The 19,278-nt window shown below is 68.0% G+C and carries 15 protein-coding genes and 1 pseudogene; 5 read left to right on the forward strand and 11 right to left on the reverse strand.

All coding sequences use genetic code 11. The features are described from left to right. Window positions 1-9: 9 nt before the first annotated feature. A pseudogene (locus CSQ85_RS03880) lies at window positions 10-399 on the reverse strand (DUF4186 domain-containing protein); the annotation flags it as partial. Window positions 400-935: 536 nt separating this feature from the next. Between CSQ85_RS03880 and CSQ85_RS03885 the strand changes: the two are divergent. Further along, window positions 936-1,148: a Nif11 family protein gene (locus tag CSQ85_RS03885; RefSeq protein ID WP_107040816.1), complete on the forward strand. Its 213-nt coding sequence runs from the start codon at window positions 936-938 to the stop codon at window positions 1,146-1,148. A 160-nt stretch (window positions 1,149-1,308) separates the two neighbouring features. Here CSQ85_RS03885 and CSQ85_RS03890 read toward each other — a convergent pair whose 3' ends face one another. Then, on the reverse strand, window positions 1,309-2,001 hold the full coding sequence (locus tag CSQ85_RS03890; RefSeq protein WP_150382919.1) for an ECF transporter S component: 693 nt from the start codon (window positions 1,999-2,001) through the stop codon (window positions 1,309-1,311). A 361-nt stretch (window positions 2,002-2,362) separates the two neighbouring features. Here CSQ85_RS03890 and purB point away from each other — a divergent pair, with 361 nt between their 5' ends. From purB to CSQ85_RS03905, 3 genes are all read left to right on the forward strand, one after another. Then, entirely contained in the window at window positions 2,363-3,799 is a 1,437-nt protein-coding gene (purB, locus tag CSQ85_RS03895) for an adenylosuccinate lyase (RefSeq protein WP_150382920.1), read from the forward strand. A 19-nt stretch (window positions 3,800-3,818) separates the two neighbouring features. Further along, entirely contained in the window at window positions 3,819-6,290 is a 2,472-nt protein-coding gene (locus tag CSQ85_RS03900) for a lysylphosphatidylglycerol synthase transmembrane domain-containing protein (protein WP_223846821.1), read from the forward strand. 139 nt (window positions 6,291-6,429) lie between these two features. Next, entirely contained in the window at window positions 6,430-6,714 is a 285-nt protein-coding gene (locus CSQ85_RS03905) for an HU family DNA-binding protein (protein ID WP_107040813.1), read from the forward strand. Between the two features lie 360 nt (window positions 6,715-7,074). On the opposite strand, the gene CSQ85_RS03910 is transcribed toward CSQ85_RS03905, so the two are convergent. The 6 genes from CSQ85_RS03910 to CSQ85_RS03935 all read right to left on the reverse strand — a co-directional run bounded on the left by CSQ85_RS03910 (window position 7,075) and on the right by CSQ85_RS03935 (window position 13,958). Beyond that, window positions 7,075-8,622, reverse strand: coding sequence for a proteasome accessory factor PafA2 family protein (locus tag CSQ85_RS03910; RefSeq protein WP_150382921.1), 1,548 nt, complete (start codon window positions 8,620-8,622; stop codon window positions 7,075-7,077). After that, a complete protein-coding gene (locus CSQ85_RS03915; RefSeq protein ID WP_150382922.1) occupies window positions 8,622-8,825 on the reverse strand; it encodes a ubiquitin-like protein Pup in 204 nt (67 codons plus the stop codon). Before CSQ85_RS03915 ends, CSQ85_RS03910 begins: the two co-directional genes overlap by 1 nt. A 28-nt stretch (window positions 8,826-8,853) precedes the next feature. Next, on the reverse strand, window positions 8,854-9,702 hold the full coding sequence (locus CSQ85_RS03920; protein WP_150382923.1) for an inositol monophosphatase family protein: 849 nt from the start codon (window positions 9,700-9,702) through the stop codon (window positions 8,854-8,856). Window positions 9,703-9,728: 26 nt separating this feature from the next. Beyond that, window positions 9,729-11,438, reverse strand: coding sequence for a depupylase/deamidase Dop (gene dop, locus CSQ85_RS03925; RefSeq protein ID WP_150382924.1), 1,710 nt, complete (start codon window positions 11,436-11,438; stop codon window positions 9,729-9,731). 173 nt (window positions 11,439-11,611) lie between these two features. Continuing rightward, window positions 11,612-13,201, reverse strand: coding sequence for a proteasome ATPase (gene arc, locus CSQ85_RS03930; protein WP_150382925.1), 1,590 nt, complete (start codon window positions 13,199-13,201; stop codon window positions 11,612-11,614). Between the two features lie 76 nt (window positions 13,202-13,277). After that, window positions 13,278-13,958 (reverse strand): DedA family protein, encoded by a 681-nt coding sequence (locus CSQ85_RS03935; protein ID WP_150383052.1) that lies wholly within the window; start codon window positions 13,956-13,958, stop codon window positions 13,278-13,280. A 257-nt stretch (window positions 13,959-14,215) separates the two neighbouring features. Here CSQ85_RS03935 and serB point away from each other — a divergent pair, with 257 nt between their 5' ends. After that, window positions 14,216-14,827: a phosphoserine phosphatase SerB gene (serB, locus tag CSQ85_RS03940; RefSeq protein ID WP_258175805.1), complete on the forward strand. Its 612-nt coding sequence runs from the start codon at window positions 14,216-14,218 to the stop codon at window positions 14,825-14,827. A gap of 166 nt (window positions 14,828-14,993) precedes the next feature. Here serB and fmt read toward each other — a convergent pair whose 3' ends face one another. From fmt to CSQ85_RS03955, 3 genes are all read right to left on the reverse strand, one after another. After that, window positions 14,994-15,986 (reverse strand): methionyl-tRNA formyltransferase, encoded by a 993-nt coding sequence (gene fmt / locus CSQ85_RS03945; RefSeq protein WP_150382927.1) that lies wholly within the window; start codon window positions 15,984-15,986, stop codon window positions 14,994-14,996. 73 nt (window positions 15,987-16,059) lie between these two features. Further along, complete coding sequence (locus CSQ85_RS03950) at window positions 16,060-16,773, reverse strand: HAD family hydrolase (RefSeq protein ID WP_150382928.1); 714 nt, start codon at window positions 16,771-16,773, stop codon at window positions 16,060-16,062. A gap of 102 nt (window positions 16,774-16,875) precedes the next feature. Next, on the reverse strand, window positions 16,876-19,248 hold the full coding sequence (locus CSQ85_RS03955; RefSeq protein WP_150382929.1) for a primosomal protein N': 2,373 nt from the start codon (window positions 19,246-19,248) through the stop codon (window positions 16,876-16,878). Between the last annotated feature and the right edge of the window lie 30 nt (window positions 19,249-19,278).

Raw genomic sequence — 19,278 nt, forward strand, 5'->3', positions numbered from 1 at the left:
GGCCGGATGCACCGGATGCGCGGCGAGGTCGCGTTCGATCCACGCCATGACGAGGTCGGCGAGGCGGTTCACCTCCGCCTCGCTCAGCGCACGGCCTTTGGGGATGTGATGCCATTTCTCGATGCACCCGCGGCAGCAGGTCGCGGTCGCGTGCTGCGCGGTGAACACCGGATGGCCCCGCCACGGGGTCTGACGGCCGTCGTTCCTCGGAGTCGCATCGCCGACCCGGTCTCGTAGCATCTCATGGGCGTGGCGGTCGATCACCTCCCGTCCCTTGGCGCGCGCATACGCCCGATCCTTGGCCGCAAGCGCGAATTTCGCCCGGAATGGCGAATGGGACAGCCGTTCCAAGGTGTCCGCTATCCATCGCCGTTCATCGTCGTCCATACGCCGCCCCATCCGATCCGCCGCGTCCCGTCGAATCCAGGACCGTCGAATCCAAGACGAGCGTACCGCTTGTCACAACATGCGATTTCGGATGATTTTCGCACGTTGTGACACGAATCATCGACGCGGCACGCCACCGACCGCGATCGAAGCAACAAGCAATATCGTGAAAATGGCGGAATTCCAAGCATTTCGATGACGCTCTCTCAACCCCCATCCGCGCGAGCGATACACCGATCCTGTCACAACTCGCAATTCACACCGATTCAGTCGAGTTGTGACAACGAAATTTGTCACAACGTGCCGGAGGGGCGATGGAAAGCGAGTTGTGACAATCCGTGGCGTTCCCGGCGGACATGACTCGCGAAAGATCCGAACCGCCGTACCCTCCGACCGCGGAAACGCCCGATACCCCCTACTCACCAACGACGGAAACGACTACAATACCGCTTTAGCCAAGGAATTCCGAGGGCGGGGTTCCCTACACCGCCTCCCGCGACGCCGATGACGTCGGACGCGGACGGCGGCACGCAAGCCAAGGAGTCATCATGACCGGCATTGACGAAAAGGAACTGGACGAGAAGCTGGCCGAGGCGCAGACCATCGACGAGGTGATGGCGATCGCCAAGGAGGCCGGGCACCCGCTGAGCTACGAGGAGGCGGACGCGTTCTTCGGACGCATCGAACAGGCCAAGTCCGACACCGCCGAACTGGTCGGCGATTCCGTCAGGACGCAGGCCGAGAAGGAGTTCGGCATCTGAGGAATCTGGCGCATCCCCCTGATACGCGAATGGCTTCCGTCCCCACGCAACACCCATGCGACGCGGGAACGGAAGCCATTCTCGTTATGAGTCGGATCAACTACCCCTCAGCCCCGCTTTCGCGAGCCAGCTCCCCTGACAGGGGGAGCCTTCAGCGGTATCAGACCCGTGAGGCGGACTCGGCGTCGATCAGGGCGCGGCCGGAGGCGAGACGGTCGAGGACGCCGGTCCGGGCGAGGCCCAGCATGAGGAACCACGGCATCACACCGCTCAGCAGCGCACCACCCGTGAGCTCGGAGATCAGGTGGACGATGCCGCGGGGGCTCACGATCGCGACGCCCTGATAGCGGAAGAGCAGCAGATAGAAGCCGTATTCGAGCGCGACGAGCAGTCCGGAGACGACCGAGATCGGCAGGTTGAACCTGCGGTAGCGGGTCAGCGCGAACGGGATCTCGGCGAACGCGCCCTGCAGCAGCGCGGAGACGATCACGAATCCGACGCCGTACTGGCTGCCGATCACCGTCTCGACGAGCGTGCCGACGACGTTGACGTACAGCGCGGCGCCCGGCCTGCGCAGGATCAGCAGCGCGAGCGTGCCGGAGAAGTACCACATCGCATGCGTCACCGACGCGAGTCCCGGAAGGACCGCGCCGAGCACCGAGGAGATCGGCATGTACGCGAAGTTGAATCCCCAGAAGATCACGCCGCAGGCCGCGCCGAGCGCCGCGCCGACGGCGATGTCGACCGGTCGCCACTTGAGGCTGGAGAGGCCGGAGCCGTTGGCATCATTGGAGGAAACGGATGAAGACGAAGGCGAAAACGAAGACGATGGACGATTGTCGATTGCGGACATGGTGCTCCCCTGCCGGTTACGGCCGCGCACAGTGATACTTGACTACTTGGAAAAGACGCCCCTTGACCTGCACGGCTCGGGCGGGAGCGCCGCACGCCAGTATAGGGGCGATTCGTGCGATTCGGGTAACAAGGTATCCGCGCCGGACGTTCACCGGCGAACTTCACTACCCCTCAGTCCCGCTTCGCGGGCCAGCTCGTCCCGCAATTACGGACGCGCTATGCGCGCATTCTGCTGGCTCGCCTGTCGGCTCGCACGTCGCCTACAAACAGCTCTGCTGTTTGCTTCACGGCAACGTCCGACAAGGGGAGCCAGTGCGTATGGTTTCCGCGGTTCACGGCTGGAAGTACCCTAAAGAGTTATGAAGCTTACCGATATTTCCCCCGCAATCGCACTGACGCCGCTTGACGGCCGCTATCACTCCGCCACCGCCCCGCTGGTCGAATACCTGAGCGAGCCGGCCCTGAACCGCGAGCGCATGCGCGTCGAGGTCGAGTGGATGATCCTTCTGGCCAACGGCTTCGAGGGCAACGGCAACCAGCCGATCATCGACGGCGTCGAGCCGTTCACCGACGCCGAGCAGGCGTTCCTCAGGGCGATTCCCGAGGACTTCGGCGCCGAGGGCATCAGGCAGCACGCCGCGCACGAGGCCGTCACGCATCACGACGTGAAGGCCGTCGAGTACTACATCGACGACCAGATCGACAAGGCCCCGGCAGAGCTGACGCACATCAACGACGCGCTCAAGACCCTCGTGCACTTCGCCTGCACCTCCGAGGACATCAACAACCTGTCGATCGCCCGCTGCGTGAAGAACGCGATGGAACAGGTGTGGACCCCGGCGTTCGAGGAGATCATCGACCATCTCGCCGTCAAGGCCGATGAGTTCCGCGACCTGCCGCTGCTGTCCCTGACGCACGGCCAGCCGGCCACGCCGACGACGCTCGGCAAGGAGCTCGCCGTCTACGTCTACCGTCTCAACCGCCAGCTGAAGCACCTCGCCGCGCAGGAGTACCTGGGCAAGATCAACGGCGCGACCGGCACGTTCGGCGCGCATCTGGCCGCCTGCCCGGACGTCGACTGGATCGCCGTCTCCCGCGAGTTCGTCACCAACCGCATGGGCCTGACCTGGAACCCGCTGACGACGCAGATCGAAAGCCACGACTGGCAGGCCGAGCTGTACTCGACCGTCTCCCACGCGAACCGCATCATGCACAACCTGTGCGTGGACGTGTGGATGTACATCTCGCGCGGCGTGTTCGCGCAGGTCCCGGTCAAGGGCGCGACCGGCTCCTCGACGATGCCGCACAAGGTCAACCCGATCCGCTTCGAGAACGCGGAGGCCAATTTCGAGCTGTCCTGCTCGCTGCTGGACACGCTGTCCGCCACGCTGGTGGAGTCCCGTTGGCAGCGCGATCTGACCGATTCGACCACGCAGCGCAACATCGGCTCGGCCCTCGGCTACTCGCTGCTGGCCCTGCACAACCTGATGGGCGGCCTGAAATCCATCCACCCGAACGAGCATGTGATCGCCCACGAGCTCGACACGAACTGGGAGGTGCTCGGCGAGCCGATCCAGACTGCGATGCGCGCCTGCGAACTCAAGGGCCTGCCCGGCATGGACAAGCCGTACGAGAAGGTCAAGGAGCTGATGCGCGGCCACACGATCGACAAGACGCAGGTCGAGGCGTTCATCGACCAGCAGTCGTTCGACCCCGAGACCGCCGCGCGCCTCAAGGCCCTCACCCCCGCCACGTACACGGGTGTGGCGAGCAGGCTGGTGGACTTCGACCGCTGACGGACCGCTGGCACCCACCGTGACTTCCATCGACCTCGACCTCGATGAGACGGCGCCGGGCGACCCCGCCGACCCGCATATCGACGATGTGCCGCCCAAGCGCATCCACGATTTCGGCGACCTGCTGCACGCGGGCGCCGCGGTGCTGCTCGCCCTCGTGGCGATGCTGTCGGCCACGTATCTGAGCGGGTTCGTCACCGGCATCGAGTCGGACGCCCATCACGTCGCCGGGCAGACCCTCAACTGGATGGTCGACCTGCCCACGTCGATGCTCCAGCAGCTCGCGATCGTCGCGATCGTCGTGATGGCGATCGCGCAGCTGCTCGTCGCACGCGAATGGCTGCAGGCCGTGCTCGCATTGCTGGCGCTGTTCGGCGGCATGGCGTTCGCGTGGGGCATATCGCTGGCCGTCTCGTCGATCGGCAACGCGACGATGGTCTCCGCACTGGGGTCGGCGAGCAGCACCTACGGCGCCGGCCTGCTGCCCGACTTCTATGCGGGGGCCGGCGCCCTGCTGACCGTGGCCGGGCCGCGCCGCACGCGTTCGACGGTCAAATGGGGATGGAACATCCTCTACGCGGTGGCCGCGATCCTCATCCTCCTGTCGGTCAACTCCGTGGCCGGCGTGCTCGTCTCGTTCGCGGCCGGTCGTCTCATCGGCATGCTGCTGCGCTTCGCGATCGGCACGAAGAACCAGGGCACATGGGGCGCCGACCTCGTGCAGGCGTTGAACGGCATCGGCCTGCGCATCACGTCGCTGGAACGCCGCGTTGAACCGAGCCCGGCCGCGCACCGCTCGTTCCGTTCCACGTCCGTCGCTCTCGACGACGATCTGGTCGAAGGCTCGCGCGTGTACGACGCGCGCGACGATCTCGGTCGCCGCTTCGTCGTCTCCGCGCTCGACAGCCAGGTGCACACCGCCGGATACATGCGCCAGCTGTGGCAGTGGATCCGTTTCACCGGCGTGTCGATGCGTCACGACCGCTCCCCGCGCGAGGCGACGCAGCATCACATGGCGATGATCCTGGGACTCAAGAACGCGGGGCTCTCCACGCCGCACGTCTACGGCGTGGCGGACACCGGGGAGACCTCGATCCTCGTGCTGCGCGGCAACGAGTCGATGCGCGAATTGAACCTCAACACCCTCTCCGACGACGACGCGATCGCCCTGATGCGCTACCTGTCGGTGGCGAACCGGCGCGGCTACACGCACCGCCGCATCACCCCGGACACGCTGGCGCGCCTCGAATCGGGCACGCCGATCATCGCCGGATGGCAGAACGGCGACGACGCGAGCACCGCCCCAAACGTGGCGCTCGACCAGGTCCAGCTGCTCACCCTGCTCGCCGTGCTCATCGGTCCGGAACGCGCGGTCGCCGCCGGACGCGAGGTGTGGGGCGACGACCAGATGATCGCGCTCACGCCGTTCATGCAGAACGCGGCGGTCCCGACCGGCACGCGCGCGCTGGGCGGGTGGGACAGGCATGTGATGGATGACCTGCGCGCCAGGACGCGCGCGCTCGCCCCCGAGGAGGACGTGCGCTCGATGGAGCCGGTGAAGCTCTCCCGCTTCTCGCCGCGCTCGTTCATCGGCACGGCGCTGCTCGTGGTCGCGGTGGTCGTCGTGTTCACGCAACTGAAGCCGAACGAGGTGATCGCGGCCGTCAGGAACGCGAACCCGATGATCGCGCTCGTCTGCCTCGTATTCGAGGTCCTCGCGATCCTCGGCTCGGCGATCGAGCTCGGCGCGTTCATCGAGAAGGACAAGCGCCGTCCGCTCGGCATCTTCATGTCGCAGGTGGCGCAGGGCTTCGCGGTGGTCTCGATGCCCGCGGGCGTGGGCCCGGCGTTCGTGAACCTGCAGTTCCTGCGCAAGTCCGGATACCGCAACACGACGGCCACCGCGATCATGACCGCGGTGATGGCGGTCTACTACGGCGGCACCGTGATCATCCTCGTCCTGATCGGCCTGTTCACCGGGTCCAGCGCGTTGAGCACGATGATCCCGACGAACACGCTGATCACCATCATCGGCGCCGTGCTCATGGCGATGGCGATCGCGATGATGATCCCGCCGGTGCGTCGGCTCGTCGCCGACAAGCTGCTGCCGCTGGCCAAGGCGTACGCCCGCCAGCTGGTCGACGTACTGTCCAATCCGCGCCAGCTGGCCGTGAGCGTGCTCGGCATGCTGCTGCTCAACGTCGCCACGGGACTCGAGTTCTGGGCGGCGCTGCTCGCGTTCGGGCAGATGACCAACCCGTTCGAGACGCTGTTCCTCTTCCTGCTCGCCAACGCGATCGGCTCGGCGGTACCCACGCCGGGCGGCCTCGGCGGCGTCGAGGCCGCGTTGACGTTCTCGTTCGGAGCCGCGGGCATCCCGGCCGGCGTGGCCCTGTCCGCGACGCTGCTGTACCGGGCGCTGTTCTACTGGCTGCGCATCCCGCTGGGTGCGCTGGCGATGCGCTGGCTCGACAGGCGGAACATGGTGTGAAACCCGTAAAAACCACGGTATGAGACCCGTAAAAACGTTGGAAAATGCGGCGTCTGGTCACATCATGCGCTATCATCATTCATGACAACCAACGGACCGGCAATGCAGTAGCCGGTCCCCGGACAAAGAAGGATGCTTTATGGCATACAACAAGTCTGATCTCGTCTCGAAGATCGCTCAGAAGTCCAACCTGACCAAGGCTCAGGCTGAGGCCGCTGTCAACGCCTTCCAGGATGTGTTCGTCGAGGCCATGCAGTCCGGCGAAGGTCTGAAGCTCACCGGCCTGTTCTCCGCGGAGCGCGTCAAGCGCGCCGCCCGCACCGGCCGCAACCCGCGCACCGGCGAGACCATCGAGATCCCCGCCACCTACGGCGTGCGCATCTCCGCCGGCACCCTGCTCAAGAAGGCCGTCACCAACAACTGATTCACCAACAACTGATTGTTGGCTGATTCTCCGGCCTCCGGATAGGCGGAACAGATAAACCCCGACCATGACGGTCGGGGTTTTCGCGTATCGGGGCGACTGCTCCGCAGCCCGCCGGGAAACCACCAAGAACGTACGCTGGCTCGGGCTGAGTGTACGCTCCGGGTGACTAAAGGACGCTCATCCCCTGTTTTCGTACGGATGCCAGCGGTAGGCGTACGAAAACAGGGGATGACCGCTTTCTAGCCACGAGGAACGTACGGATGGGGAAAGTCACCGTACGTTCCTCGTGGGAGGGAGGGATTTGACCACGGGGAACGTACTTTCGGCTCACGGAGGCGGACGACCCGTATGCACGCGCTACAGCAGCGCCATCAGGGCGTCGTACTCCGGCGTCCTTTCGGCGCTGAACGGGTCGAGGAGGGTCGCCTCACGCCGCACCGGCGAGGAGACGACCAACGTGGTCCAGTCGCAGGAGAACTGGACGCCGGCCGCGAGCGCCCGGTGCACGAACGCGCCGCGCAGGGCCGCGCGTGTGTTCGCTGGCGGGGTGTGGCGGGGGTCGGAGTTGATCGGATCGGCGGGCACGGCGGAGTCGTTCGGATCGGCGGAGTCGACCGCGGCGAGGCCGTTGTACGACAGTCCCGGGTCGATGGTCTCCTCCAGCTGGCCGTGCGCCACCAGCGAGCCGTACAGCCGGCCGTTGGCGATGTCATGGTAGTCGAGCTCCATGCGTTCGAGCTGTGCGAAACCGGTGTCCGGGCGACGCCGGCGCATCGCCTCGGCCAGACGGTGTTTCGCGGCCCAGTCGACGCGTGCGGCCAGCGCGGCGATGTCGCGGCGTTCCAGCGCGTCCAGCGCCCACCGCCAGCCGTCGAGGACCAGTTCGACCGGCGTCGACGGCAGGGAGGCGTTCATCTCGTCCCTGTGATCGCGCACGAACGCCTCGACGACCTCGAGGTAGCGGCGCTGCATCGCGAGGGCGCCGGCGGGGTCGGCATCGGTCGAAACTGCGCCGTCGAGCCAGCGGCTCACCGCGCGGTTGGCGGCGGCCGGGTCGTCGAACGCGAGATCCTCGAACCCGCTTGGCACGACGCGTCGCACCGCGTCCTCGATCACGCACAGCACGAGGTGCGTGACGGCGAGCTTCATCCATGTGGCCCATCGCGAGCGGTTCGAGTCGCCGATGATCACATGCAGACGGCGGAACGACTCGGGGTCCGCGTGCGGTTCGTCGCGCGTGTTGACCATCGGGCGCGAACGCGTGGTGGCCGACGAGACGGCCTCGTCGAGGAAGTCGGCGCGCTGCGTGATCTGGAAGCCGGCCGCGCCAAATGCATCAGCCGCATCAGCCGCATCGGCCGTGAACCGTCCGGCTCCGGTGTACAGCTGACGGGTGATGAGGAACGGCAGCAATTGCCGTTCGATCGTCTCCAACGGCACGATGCGGCGCACGAGGTAGTTCTCGTGGCAGCCGAACGCATGCCCCGCGGAGTCGACGTTGTTCTTGAACACATGGATCGCGGCGTGCTCGCCGTGGCTTGCGCGCAGCTTCTCCTGCGCCTGCGCGGCGAGGGAGGCCATGATCCGCTCCCCCGCCGTGTCCTGCGCGAGCGCGTCGAACGGGTCGCGCGCCTCGGCGGTCGCGTACTCGGGGTGCGATCCGACGTCCAGATAGAGACGTGAACCGTTGTCGAGGTACGTGTTCGTCGACCTCGCGCGGGAGACGACCGGCTGGAACATCGTCATCGCGACCTGCCCGGCATCGACCGGCCGGTCCGCGCCGGTGACGGCGACGCCGTATTCGGTCTCGACGCCGAAGATGCGCGCGAAGCCGTTGAGCTCGGAGGCCGAGGCGACGCCCGATGCGTGCGCCGCCCGCGTGCCGCTGTCACGCAGCTGCGGCATCACTCGCCGCCCTTTTGCACGAAGCTGTTGACATACTCCTCGGCGTTGGTCTCGAGCGTGCTCTCGATGTCGTCGAGCACCGCGTCGAGCGCATCCACGTCGGTGTCGATCTCGGCGTTGGTTCCGGTCTGCGCGGCTGCGAGGGGCGCGTCCTGCTCGTTCCCGTTCTGCTGCGGCTGGCTCTGCTCGAATTGCTGAGGCATGGTTCCTCCCTTCCCTTCTCGGCTTGCCTCACTCCTGCACGAGGTAGGGCTTGAGTTCGCGGTCGATCATGCCGTTGGTGCACAGCACGTCGTTGGCGCGACGCCAATGGATGCCGTTGCCGTTCCAGCGGTGCAGCGTGCCCTGCGCCTCCCAGACGACCACCGCGCCCGCGGAGATCGCCGGGATGTCCCATTCGTGCAGCATCGGCTCGAAGTAGGCGTCGTACGTGCCGTCCGCCACCTTGCACAGATCGAGCGATGCTGGGCCGACGCGCTTAATGTCGGCAGGTCGGGCCTCCGCGAGACCCGCCACGGTCTTCAGGGCGCGGGCCGACTCGCTCGGCACGTAGGACATGCCGTAGCTGACGACCGCGCCGTCGAGCGTCGAGGTCATCGACGGGACGACCTTCTCGCGCTTCTCGCCGACCGGCGTGTTGCGGATGCGCACCGCGCCGGCGCCACGCGCGGCCAGATACGTCTCGCCCAGGGCGGGGGCGTGCACGATGCCGAGGATCGGCTGGGCGGATCCCTCCTCGTTGAACTCGAACAGGGAGATGGTGACCGTCCATTCGCTCATGTTGCGGATGTAGTTGATCGCGCCGTCGATCTTGCCGACGCACCAGTAGCGCTGGCCGGGGCGGGACTTCGCGGGGCGGGTCTGCCAGAATCCGTCAAAGTGCTGCATGTCGGCGAGACGGCCGGAGATGTACCGCAGCAGTCGGCCGTCGACGTCCACGTTGAACTGCTCGGTGGGGTTCTCACGGGAGATCAGCATGTTGTGCGGGGCCATCTGGTCCTGCAGCGCGTGCTTGCCTGCCGCCTGTGCGATGTCGGCGACCTTCATCGCGAGGTCGCGGAGATTCTCTTGTTGTGCCATGACTCACAATCTTACCTGCCGCCGGCTCATCTGCCGCGAGCCGCGAGCTCGCCGATCGCCTCGGCAGCGTTCGCGGCGCGCGCGACGACGGCTTCGACGTTCTCCTTGCGGAAGGCCAGCGGATCGGACATGTCAAGGCTCACAAGGTCGCCGGGACGCACGCTCGTCGCCTCGGCGGCGGACGCGTTGCCGTACGTGTCGGACAGGGCGTCCTCCCCCGCCGCACGCGGCATGCGGACGGTCAGATGCGACCAGCTGGCGGCGACGACGTCGGACGGGAACGAGCGCACGATCGCGGCGCGCAGCCAGGCGCGGGTGTCGGCCGGCGGCTCGGCGGCGGCGCGCGTGAGACGGTCGTCGTCGACGAGGCGTTCGACGCGCCCCGCCTTCTCGAGTTTGGCGAACACCGATTGGGCCGGTTCGAGCGCCGCCCATGACAGGTCGATCGCGGCGAGACGCGGATCGCCCCACCCGTCGCCACTGCCGGCGGCGAGCTTGCGGCGCAGCTTCTCCAGCAGCTGCCATTTGAGCAGCCATTCGATGCGGGACGCCTCGGCCTTCATCGTCAGTCGCGTATCGTCGTCGGCGTGCCTGATCGCGGCGACGTCGGCGAGCGCCTGCCCCCACATGGCCATCACGTTGCGGGTCTCGCGATCCTCCCACGCCGGCTCGCCCTTCGTGTCGGTGCCGAGGACCGCGGCGGCTACCTCGTAGACGGCGCGGCGCAGTTCGATCTGCATGAGCCACGCGGTGGTCTCGCCGCCGGTCTCACCGCCGGTCTCGAGCTTCAGCGGCGCGGCAAGCGTCAGATCGTGCGAGACGGCGTGCATCGCGTCGACCGGGTCGGCGAGCTGGAGGCGGCCGAGCAGGGCGTCGAGGTCGTATCCGGCGTCCCGCGCGTGTTCGAGCGTCCACAGCAGCATCGAGGTGATGCCGAGCTTCAGCACCTGCGGCACGTCCATGCGGTTGGCGTCGCCGACGATGACGTGCAGGCGGCGCTTGTCCGAGGTGGAGTGGGATTCGTCGCGCGTGTTGATGATCGGACGGTCGAACGTGGTCTGCAGGCCGATCTTCGCGTGGATGTAGTCGGCGCGCTGGCTCAGCTGGAATCCGGCGGCCTCGCTGCGTTCGCCGATTCCGACGCGCCCCGATCCGGCCCAGATCTGGCGGGAGACGAAGTGCGCGGTCATCAGGGCGGCCACGTCCGTGAACGGCACGGCGCGATCCATCATGTAGTTCTCGTGCGTGCCCCAGCTGGCGCCCTTGCCGTCGACGTTGTTGCGGTGCAGGACGATCGGCCGGCCGGTCTCGCCGGTCTCGGGGTCGGGGCGTGCGCTTGCGGCCCGGGAGGCGGCGCGGGCGGCGGCGAGCATGATGCGGTCGCCGGCGTGGTCGTAGGTGAGCGCCTCGAACGGATCGGTCGTCTCGGGCGCCGAATATTCGGGATGCGCGTGATCGACGTACACGCGCCCGCCGTTGGGCGCGATCACGTTGGTGATGTTGAGCTGCGGGGAGTCGGTGAGCATCTCGGGGCGGGCCGCGGCACGATCGAGCCGCGTGCCGCGTGCGTCGTTGACCGGGTCCTCCTGCCGGTAGTCCCATCTGATGTGTCGCGTGGCGTCATCGGCCGCAGCCCCCACCACATCGAAGCTCAACCGGACCGGCTGGTAGTGCGCCACCCCCGGCTGAGAGACCGCATACTCGGTCTCCGTTCCCATCACTCGTCGAACGCTCATGGTTGTCCATGATAGACGGGTGATGCGGCGGCGTGACGCGTCCCATCCATCCGGGCGCCGACGAGAAAAGCCGTCGCTGAGGACGACTCAGCGACGGCTTTTCTCGGGAATGCGGCTGGTTTCGAGAGAACCCGACGCTGAGCGAACATCAGCGTCAGGTTCTCTCGCCAGCGTCAGCTTCTCTCGGGGATCACGACGGGGCGGATGGCGACGACTCGGCCGGCGTCGAAGCCGTTGACGCGGGACCATTGGACCGGGTCGGCGTCGAGGAGCGAGTCGCGGGTCTCCGCGTACTCGTCCTCGACGGCCTTCGCGAGCAGGTCCACGCCGATCGCCACGTCACGGCCCGACGTGATCGACGCCTTGACCGCGTAGGTCTTGGCGCGGTCGACGACGTTCTTCAGGGACGCGCCGGAGACCACGTCGGCGAGGAACAGCGCGTTCCACACGCCGTGCTCGTCGCGTACGTCGGCCAGATGGCGGCGTTCGGAGCGCGTGTAGATGTCGCGCACGAGCACGCGGGTCAGCGCCTCCGCGTCCACGCCCGCCTCCAGCGGCAGGTCGTCGGTCAGATAGTGGCGCACGATCGAGGCCGCGGCCTCGCCGTCCGGCCGGTCGATGCGGATCTTCACGTCGAGGCGTCCCGGGCGCAGCACGGCCGGGTCGATCATGTCCACGCGGTTCGACGCGCCGATCACCATCACGTTGCCGATCGATTCGACGCCGTCCAGTTCGGCGAGGAACTGCGGAACGATCGTCGTCTCCACGTCGCTCGAGACGCCGGAGCCGCGCGTGCGCAGCAGCGAGTCCATCTCGTCGATGAACACGATGACCGGACGGCCGTCGGCGGCACGCTCGCGGGCGCGCTGGAAGATGAGACGGATGAGACGCTCCGACTCGCCGACGAACTTGTTGAGCAGCTCGGGGCCCTTGACCGACAGGAACACGCCCTTGCCGCCCATGTGCGACCCTTCGGCGAGCGCATGCGCGACCGCCTTGGCGATGAGTGTCTTGCCGTTGCCGGGAGGGCCGTACAGGAGCACGCCCTTGGGCGGGTTGAGGTCGTAGCGGCGGAACAGCTCGCGGTGCAGGAACGGCAGCTGGACCGCGTCCCTGATGCGTTCGATCTGCGCGTCGAGGCCGCCGATGTCGGCGAAGGTGACGTCCGGGGTCTCCTCGAGCACGAGGTCGGCGTCGTCCTCGTGCGGCAGCGCCTCCAAGGCGAGGCGCCCGGACGGGTCGACGATCACGCGGTCGCCCTTGTCGAAGGAAGTGCCGGCGAGCGCGGAGGCGCGGCGGATGACGGTGGGGTTGCCGCCGCCGTCCGTAACGACGAGACGGCCGTCGACGAGCGCTTGGGAGATGCTGCGGATGGAGCCGACAGCGTCGATGTCGCGCTGTTCGACGAGGACCATCTTCTCGTTGAGGATCACGGTGCGTCCGGCGGCCAGACGCGAGGCGTTGAGGCTCGCGGCGACGGGCACGATGAGGCGGCGCGTGCCGCAGATCACCTCGGCGGAGGCGTGCCGGACGCCGAGGTCGTCGGTGTGCATGGAGTCGACCCGGACCATCGTGGCGAAGCTCAGCGGCGGCTGGGCGAGCTGCGCCAGCTGCGACTTGGCCTTCGTCAGCTCCTTGCCGGCGCGGGTGAGCGCCTCGGCCAGCGCGTGGTTCTTGGCCATGAGCCGGTCGTTGAGCGAGGCCAGCTCGCGGGCCGTCTGCTCGCGCGCCTGCCGGTCCAGGGTCTCCTGATCGTCCGTCATGCTTGTCGAAGGCTCCTTGTCATTCGTCGTGTCGTCCATCGTGTCGTTCGTGGTCTGTCGATCGAATGTCGATCGCCTACCGCTTCCTGTCACGCACCACTGTACGGATCTTACGCACGGCGAACACGACGATGACCACGATGAAGGCGACGATGACCACGTCCTCGAACACGTTGAGCCATCCCTGGATCGAACACCAGCCTTCGCCGAGGAAGTATCCGGCGGACACGAGGATCGTGTTCCACACGGCCGAGCCGAGGAGGGTCCAGCCGCTGAACCGCGCGAAACTCATCCGGTTGAAGCCGGCCGGGATGGAGATGAGCGAGCGGACGACCGGGATCACACGGCCGATGAGCACCGACCAGGTGCCGTATCTCGTGAACCAGTCGTTGGCCTTGTTGACGTCCTTGCGGCTGACGCCGGGGATCACGTCGACGGCCTTGTGGATGCGATGCAGCCCCACCCAGCGGGAGATGCCGTAGAGCGCCCATGCGCCGAGCAGGGATCCGACGGTGGCCCACACGATCGCCTCGAGAAGGCCGAACGAGCCGCGTGATGCGGTGAATCCGGCCAGCGGGAGGATCACCTCGGAGGGGATCGGCGGGAAGATCGATTCAAGGGCGATGGCGAGGGCGACGCCGAGGCCTCCGACCGTCTCCATCAGGGAGACGAGCCAGTCGGTGATCGACCCGATGAGCCCGCCGTCGCCGGTCGGGCAGACCGCGTTCGCGGTGTTCGCCGCGTCGGCGAGGGTCATGTCGGCGAGGGCCGTGAAGGTGGCTGCGGGGGTGGTCGCGGAGGTCGGTTGGATCGCTGCGGTCGCCTGAGTCGCGACGTCGTGGAAGGCGTCAAAAATCATAAGGCGCATTGTCCCAAGGTTTTCCCACAATCGAAGCCATGATCGAAGAACATGCGCAATCCCTTGACGAGTACGGCACCGCGGACGCCGGCGCCAACGGCGCCGAAACCGGTTTCCCGGAGCCTCCGACCCTCGCGGAACCCGGCCTGCTGGTGATGGACGTCGACTCCACGCTGATCGACGAGGAGGTCATCGACCAGCTCGGCGAGGCGGCCGGCGTGGGCGAGGAGATCGCGTCGGTGACCGAGCGGGCGATGCGCGGCGAACTCGAGTTCTGCGACGCGCTGCGCGCCCGTGTGGCGTTGCTCGAGGGGCTGCCGGTCTCCGTGTTCGACACGGTGCACGACGGGCTGCATTTCACGAACGGCGCGTTGGAGCTCATCGACACGCTGCACGCGCACGGCTGGAAGGTGGGCGTCGTCTCCGGAGGCTTCCACGAGGTGGTCGACAGGCTTGCCGCCGAGGCGCATATCGACCATTGGCTGGCGAACCGTCTTGAAGTGAAGGACGGCAAGCTCACCGGCAGGGTGCTCGGCGAGATCGTGTGCAAGACGACGAAGCTGCATGCGCTGCGCGAGTGGGCGAAGCGCGACGGCATCGACATGGCGCAGACCGTGGCGGTCGGCGACGGCGCGAACGACATCCCGATGATCCAGGCCGCGGGCCTCGGCATCGCGTTCTGCGCGAAGCCGAAGACCCAGCTCGCCGCCCCGGAGGCGCTCAACGAGCGCGACCTGACGAAGGTGCTCGGGTTTTTGCGCGGCTGATTCCGCAATCTCTCCCCCAGTCGGCTTCGCCGCCAGCCTGCCCTGCAATTATGGACGCGCTGCGCGCGCAATTGGTTGGCTCGACTGTCGGCTCGCACGTTGCCTACAAACAGCTCTGCTGTTTGCTTCACGGCAACGTCCCGTCAGAGGGGGCCAGAATAGGGAATTAGGCGAGATTGGCTTCGGGGGTGAGTCGGGCGCCTCGGGCCCAGTCGGCGGCGCGCATGGCCTTCTTGCCCTGCGCCTTGACCTCGAGGAGTTCCAGCGGCGTGGTGCCGGTGCCGACCCACACGTTCTTCTTGCCGGCCCTGAGCTCGCCGGAGGCAAGCGTCTGCGGCGCGTTCGGATTGGCCAGATCGGCCGGACGGGCCGCGAGGACGTGGAGGGTCAACGGCTTGGCGGGGGCGGACGGCTCCTCATCGCCGGTCGATATTCCCTCCGGATGCAGCTCGCACCACGCGCCGGGGGCGGGCGTGCAGGCGCGGATCTGCCGGTCGATCGCCTCGACGGGCAGCGTGAGGTCGATGCGCGCATCGTCGACGGTGATCTTGTGCGCGTATTCGAACTCGCCCTCCGGCTGCGGGGTGAACACGGCGGTCCCCTCCCCCACGCTGGCGAGCGCGTCGACGTACATCGGCGCGCCTTCGCGCGCGAGCCGGTCGAGCAGTTCGCCGGAGGTCTCCCGTCCGGTCAGTTCGACGCTCATCGTCGCGATGACCGGGCCGTCGTCCAATCCCTCGCCGACCTTGAACACGTCGGCGCCGGTGATCCGGTCCCCGGCCCAGATGGAGCGCTGCACGGGGGCGGCGCCGCGCCATGCGGGCAGGTTGGAGAAGTGCAGGTTGTACCAACCGAGCGGCACCGCGTCGAGCACGACCTTGGGCAGGATGTTGCCGTAGGCGATGACGGCGGCGATGTCGACGTCGAGTCCGGCGAGCGTGTCGAGGAAGCCGGGATCGCGCGGTTTCGCGTCGATAACGGGGATGCCGAGTTCGATCGCGGCGGCCTTGACCGGACTCGGGGTGAGCCTGCGGCCGCGGCCGGTGGGCGCGTCGGGGCGGGTCAGGACCGCCTTCACGTCGAATCGGGGATCGGCGGCGAACGCCTTCAGGGACGGCACGGCCACATCGGGGGTGCCGGCGAACAGCAGTTTGAGCATATGGATGGTGATTCCTTTTGTCCTTACTTCATGGGCTTCATGGGCTTCATGGGCTACTTCATGGGCTTCGTGATCACTTGACGGTCTTGACGTCGGGGATGTCGATGCCGGCGTCGATGAGCAGCTCGCGCAGCTTGACCGGGTCGCGGAAGCGCACGCCGCGGATGCCGGCCGCGTTCGCGCCGACGATGTTCATCGCCTTGTCGTCGATGAACACGGCGCCGTCGGCCGGGATGCCGAACTCGCTGAGCGCGCGCTCGTAGATGTCCTTGTGCGGCTTGCGCAGCTTCACGTAGCCGGAGACGACCTTGCCGTCGAGCTTGGAGAGGATCGGCGTGGCCTTCTCGGCGATCGGGAACAGCTCCTTCTCCCAGTTGGACAGGCCCCACACGCCGATGCCGGCGGCCTTGAGGTCGTTGATGAGCACGCGCGCGCCGGGCACGACGCCGACGAGCGAATCCTCGAAGTTGTCGAGATAGTACCGGAGCATGTCGGCCCACTGGTCGCCGCTGTGCTCGCGCATCCACGCGACGCCCTCCTCGGGGGTGGCGCCGCCGTCCATCAGGTCGTTGGCGTCGTAGAAACGGGAGACGTCGTTGTCGAGGAACCGGTCGATGGTCTCCTTGTCGTAGCGCGGGATGAGCACCGCCGACGGATCCCAGTAGATGAGCACGTTGCCGAAGTCGAAGATGACGTCGGTGATCGGCTTGCCGGCGTTCGCCGCCGCTTCGCCGTCCGCCACCAGCACGTCGTAGTCCATGTCCGGTTCCCCTGGCCAACCCTTCATCGCGGTTCCTCCATTCGTGTGCGTCTGCGTTGCGGTTCCGGGCGACGCGCGCCCGTTTTCCGCCATCATGTTCCCATGCGAGCGGGACGGCAACGGATCGGTTCAGATCAGGTCCTTACGGTCGAGCTGGAAGCGCAGTTCGCCGCCTTCGCGCGCGGCGACGTGGCGTGCGACTTCGGTTTTGAGCCGCGCGGCCAGCTCCTCGCGGCGCGCGTGCGGCACGCGGACGACGGCGCGCACGCGGTCGGCGGTCACCTCCAGCTCGCGCGCGTCGATGGTGCGCGGCTGCGGAATCGGCACCGGGCCGAGCACGCCGGGCATCGCCGACGCATCATCGCCACCCGGCATCGGGCAGACGGCCATGTCGCCGTCCAGCGCTCCGATGGCCTTGAGCGCGCGCATGACCGCGTCGCGTCGGCCCCACACGCAGGCGACGGCGACGGCCGGCGGCATGCCGGTCTCCACCCGTTCGGCGAGTTCGCGCGAGGCGAGCAGCGAGGAATCCCACAGCATCAGGGACTGGGCGATGGCCGGGTCGGTCTCCCCCAGCAGCAGCGCCTGTCCGCCGGCGGTGCGTGGCGCGCACAGGGAGACGACGCGCATCCACGCGGCGAGCGTGTCGACGCGCGCGTCGAGTCCCGGCGCGTACAGGCTGGTCCATGCGTCGAGGATCGCGACCGCCGCGTAGGAGGCGTACCCCGATCGTTCCTTCGCGCGCACGCGCGGTTCGGCGCCGGGGGTCGCGATGACGATGACCGGACGGTGGTCGATCTCGTCGATGACGCCGCGCGGCTGGCTGGGGCTGGACAGCAGCATCGGGACGCCGCGGAACAGGCCGCGCAGTTCGTCGGCGGTGCCGGCCGCGCCGACGCGCACGACGCGCAGCCGGTCGCCGTGGCAGTGCGGGCATGTCCAGTTCGACGCGGCGGCCCCGCACCAGCGGCATCGCGGCACGGCGACGCCCGGCATGCGCTGCAGCGGGCCGGTGCATTTGCGGCATCGCGCCTGACGCAGGCATTTCGGGTTGGCGCAGCTCAGCGCCTCGGCCACGCCGTCGGCGGGGATCGAGAACAGGACCGGGCCGCCGGCGTTCAGCGCGGTGCGGATGTTGGCGACGGCGGTGTGCGGCACGCGCGCGCCGATCGACGGGTCGGCGAGTCGGGCGAGCTCCTCGCGGTTGAGCCAGCGCACCCACGGGGAGGCGTCCTTCAGCACGCTGGGCAGCGGGCGGATCGCGACGCTCGGTCCGCTCACCGCGTCGGACAGGGAAGTCGGGGTGACCGGAGCGACCGGGGTGACCGGGGTGATGTCGCTCTCGCCCGGCAATCCTCCGCCGGTTCCCGGCAGCCCGGCGACCTCCATCTGGCTCAAGGGGCCGCGCGCGTTGGCGAGCGCGACGAACACGCCGCCGTGCGCCTTGGCGCGCAGGCGCAGCACGCCGCGCGCGTGGGCGTAGGGCATCATGCCGTCGGCCTGCTGGTAGGCGATGTCGTCCATGATCGCGAACAGTCCGGGACCGTCGACCGGCGCGTACATGGCGGCGCGCGGGCCGATCACGCATCTGACCTGTCCGGTGGCGATGGCGAGGTAGGCGCGATACCGGTCGATGGGCGGGGTTTCGGCGCTCAGGACCGCGACGTCGCCCCGCCATCCGCCGGTGTCGGAGCGGCCGGGGCCGAAGGGCGTGAACCCGAGCGCGCCGAGCGAGTCGAGCACGTCGTGTGTCTCCTTCATGCCAGGCAGGACGATGACGGCGGCGCGGCCGGCGGCGAGCGATTCGGCGGCCATCCACGCGAGCGTCGCCGCGGCCTGCCCGACGCCGGGCAGCGGGTCGAACACGAACGCGCGGAAGGCGGCGGCGCGGGCGTGCAGCGCGTCCTGCAGGGCGGCCAGATTGCGGTCGTACATGCCGGAGAGGCGCTCGAAGCGGGCGGCGACGCGGGCGGCCGGCGAGCCGGAAGTGGTTCCGTCGCCGTTCCCCGCGCCGAATCGCCCGTCATCCCAGCCGTCGCGCGCGAATCCGGCGACGAGACGCTGCTCCTTCTCGACCTTGGCGACGCGCGGGGGCACGGCAAGGCGCAGGATGTTGGCGCGCGTGCCGCCGTAGGCGTCGGCGATCAGGGTGATGTCGCGGCGCATCGAGGCGGGTACGAGCACGTCGCCGCCGAGCACGCGCTCGAGGTATCGCAGCGAGGAGGATGGCGTGTCGCTGACGGCGGCGCGCTCCCAGATGACGCCGGTGACGCGCCGGCCGCCGAAGCGGACACGCACGAGAACGCCGGGGCGGGCCCCGTCCGACTGCTTCTCGTCGATGAGATAGTCGAAGGTCTGGCCCAGATGCGTGGCCTGCACGTCGAGGACGACGCGGGCGATGGGGTTGTCGGGGGCGGGTGTGTGCTCCGCGGGCGCGCGACGCCGGCGCTTGCGGGGGGCGAGCCCGTCAAGCGTCAGCTGTTCCGCGTCCATTTCACTCATAGGAGCCATCGTAGCGGCACATGCACGCCG

Origin of the sequence: Bifidobacterium rousetti, assembly GCF_008698235.1 — a bacterium.
Taxonomy (GTDB): Bacteria; Actinomycetota; Actinomycetes; order Actinomycetales; family Bifidobacteriaceae; genus Bifidobacterium; species Bifidobacterium rousetti.

Bases quoted from the DNA above. Each gene is read 5' to 3' on its own strand.
- CSQ85_RS03905 (WP_107040813.1), top strand. From the start codon at position 6,430: ATGGCATACAACAAGTCTGATCTCGTCTCGAAGATCGCTCAGAAGTCC.
- serB (WP_258175805.1), top strand. From the start codon at position 14,216: ATGGACGTCGACTCCACGCTGATCGACGAGGAGGTCATCGACCAGCTC.
- CSQ85_RS03935 (WP_150383052.1), bottom strand. From the start codon at position 13,958: ATGACCCTCGCCGACGCGGCGAACACCGCGAACGCGGTCTGCCCGACC.
- CSQ85_RS03910 (WP_150382921.1), bottom strand. From the start codon at position 8,622: ATGCCGCAGCTGCGTGACAGCGGCACGCGGGCGGCGCACGCATCGGGC.
- arc (WP_150382925.1), bottom strand. From the start codon at position 13,201: ATGACGGACGATCAGGAGACCCTGGACCGGCAGGCGCGCGAGCAGACG.
- purB (WP_150382920.1), top strand. From the start codon at position 2,363: ATGAAGCTTACCGATATTTCCCCCGCAATCGCACTGACGCCGCTTGAC.
- CSQ85_RS03920 (WP_150382923.1), bottom strand. From the start codon at position 9,702: ATGGCACAACAAGAGAATCTCCGCGACCTCGCGATGAAGGTCGCCGAC.
- CSQ85_RS03885 (WP_107040816.1), top strand. From the start codon at position 936: ATGACCGGCATTGACGAAAAGGAACTGGACGAGAAGCTGGCCGAGGCG.
- CSQ85_RS03955 (WP_150382929.1), bottom strand. From the start codon at position 19,248: ATGAGTGAAATGGACGCGGAACAGCTGACGCTTGACGGGCTCGCCCCC.
- fmt (WP_150382927.1), bottom strand. From the start codon at position 15,986: ATGCTCAAACTGCTGTTCGCCGGCACCCCCGATGTGGCCGTGCCGTCC.
- CSQ85_RS03915 (WP_150382922.1), bottom strand. From the start codon at position 8,825: ATGCCTCAGCAATTCGAGCAGAGCCAGCCGCAGCAGAACGGGAACGAG.
- CSQ85_RS03890 (WP_150382919.1), bottom strand. From the start codon at position 2,001: ATGTCCGCAATCGACAATCGTCCATCGTCTTCGTTTTCGCCTTCGTCT.
- CSQ85_RS03950 (WP_150382928.1), bottom strand. From the start codon at position 16,773: ATGAAGGGTTGGCCAGGGGAACCGGACATGGACTACGACGTGCTGGTG.
- dop (WP_150382924.1), bottom strand. From the start codon at position 11,438: ATGAGCGTTCGACGAGTGATGGGAACGGAGACCGAGTATGCGGTCTCT.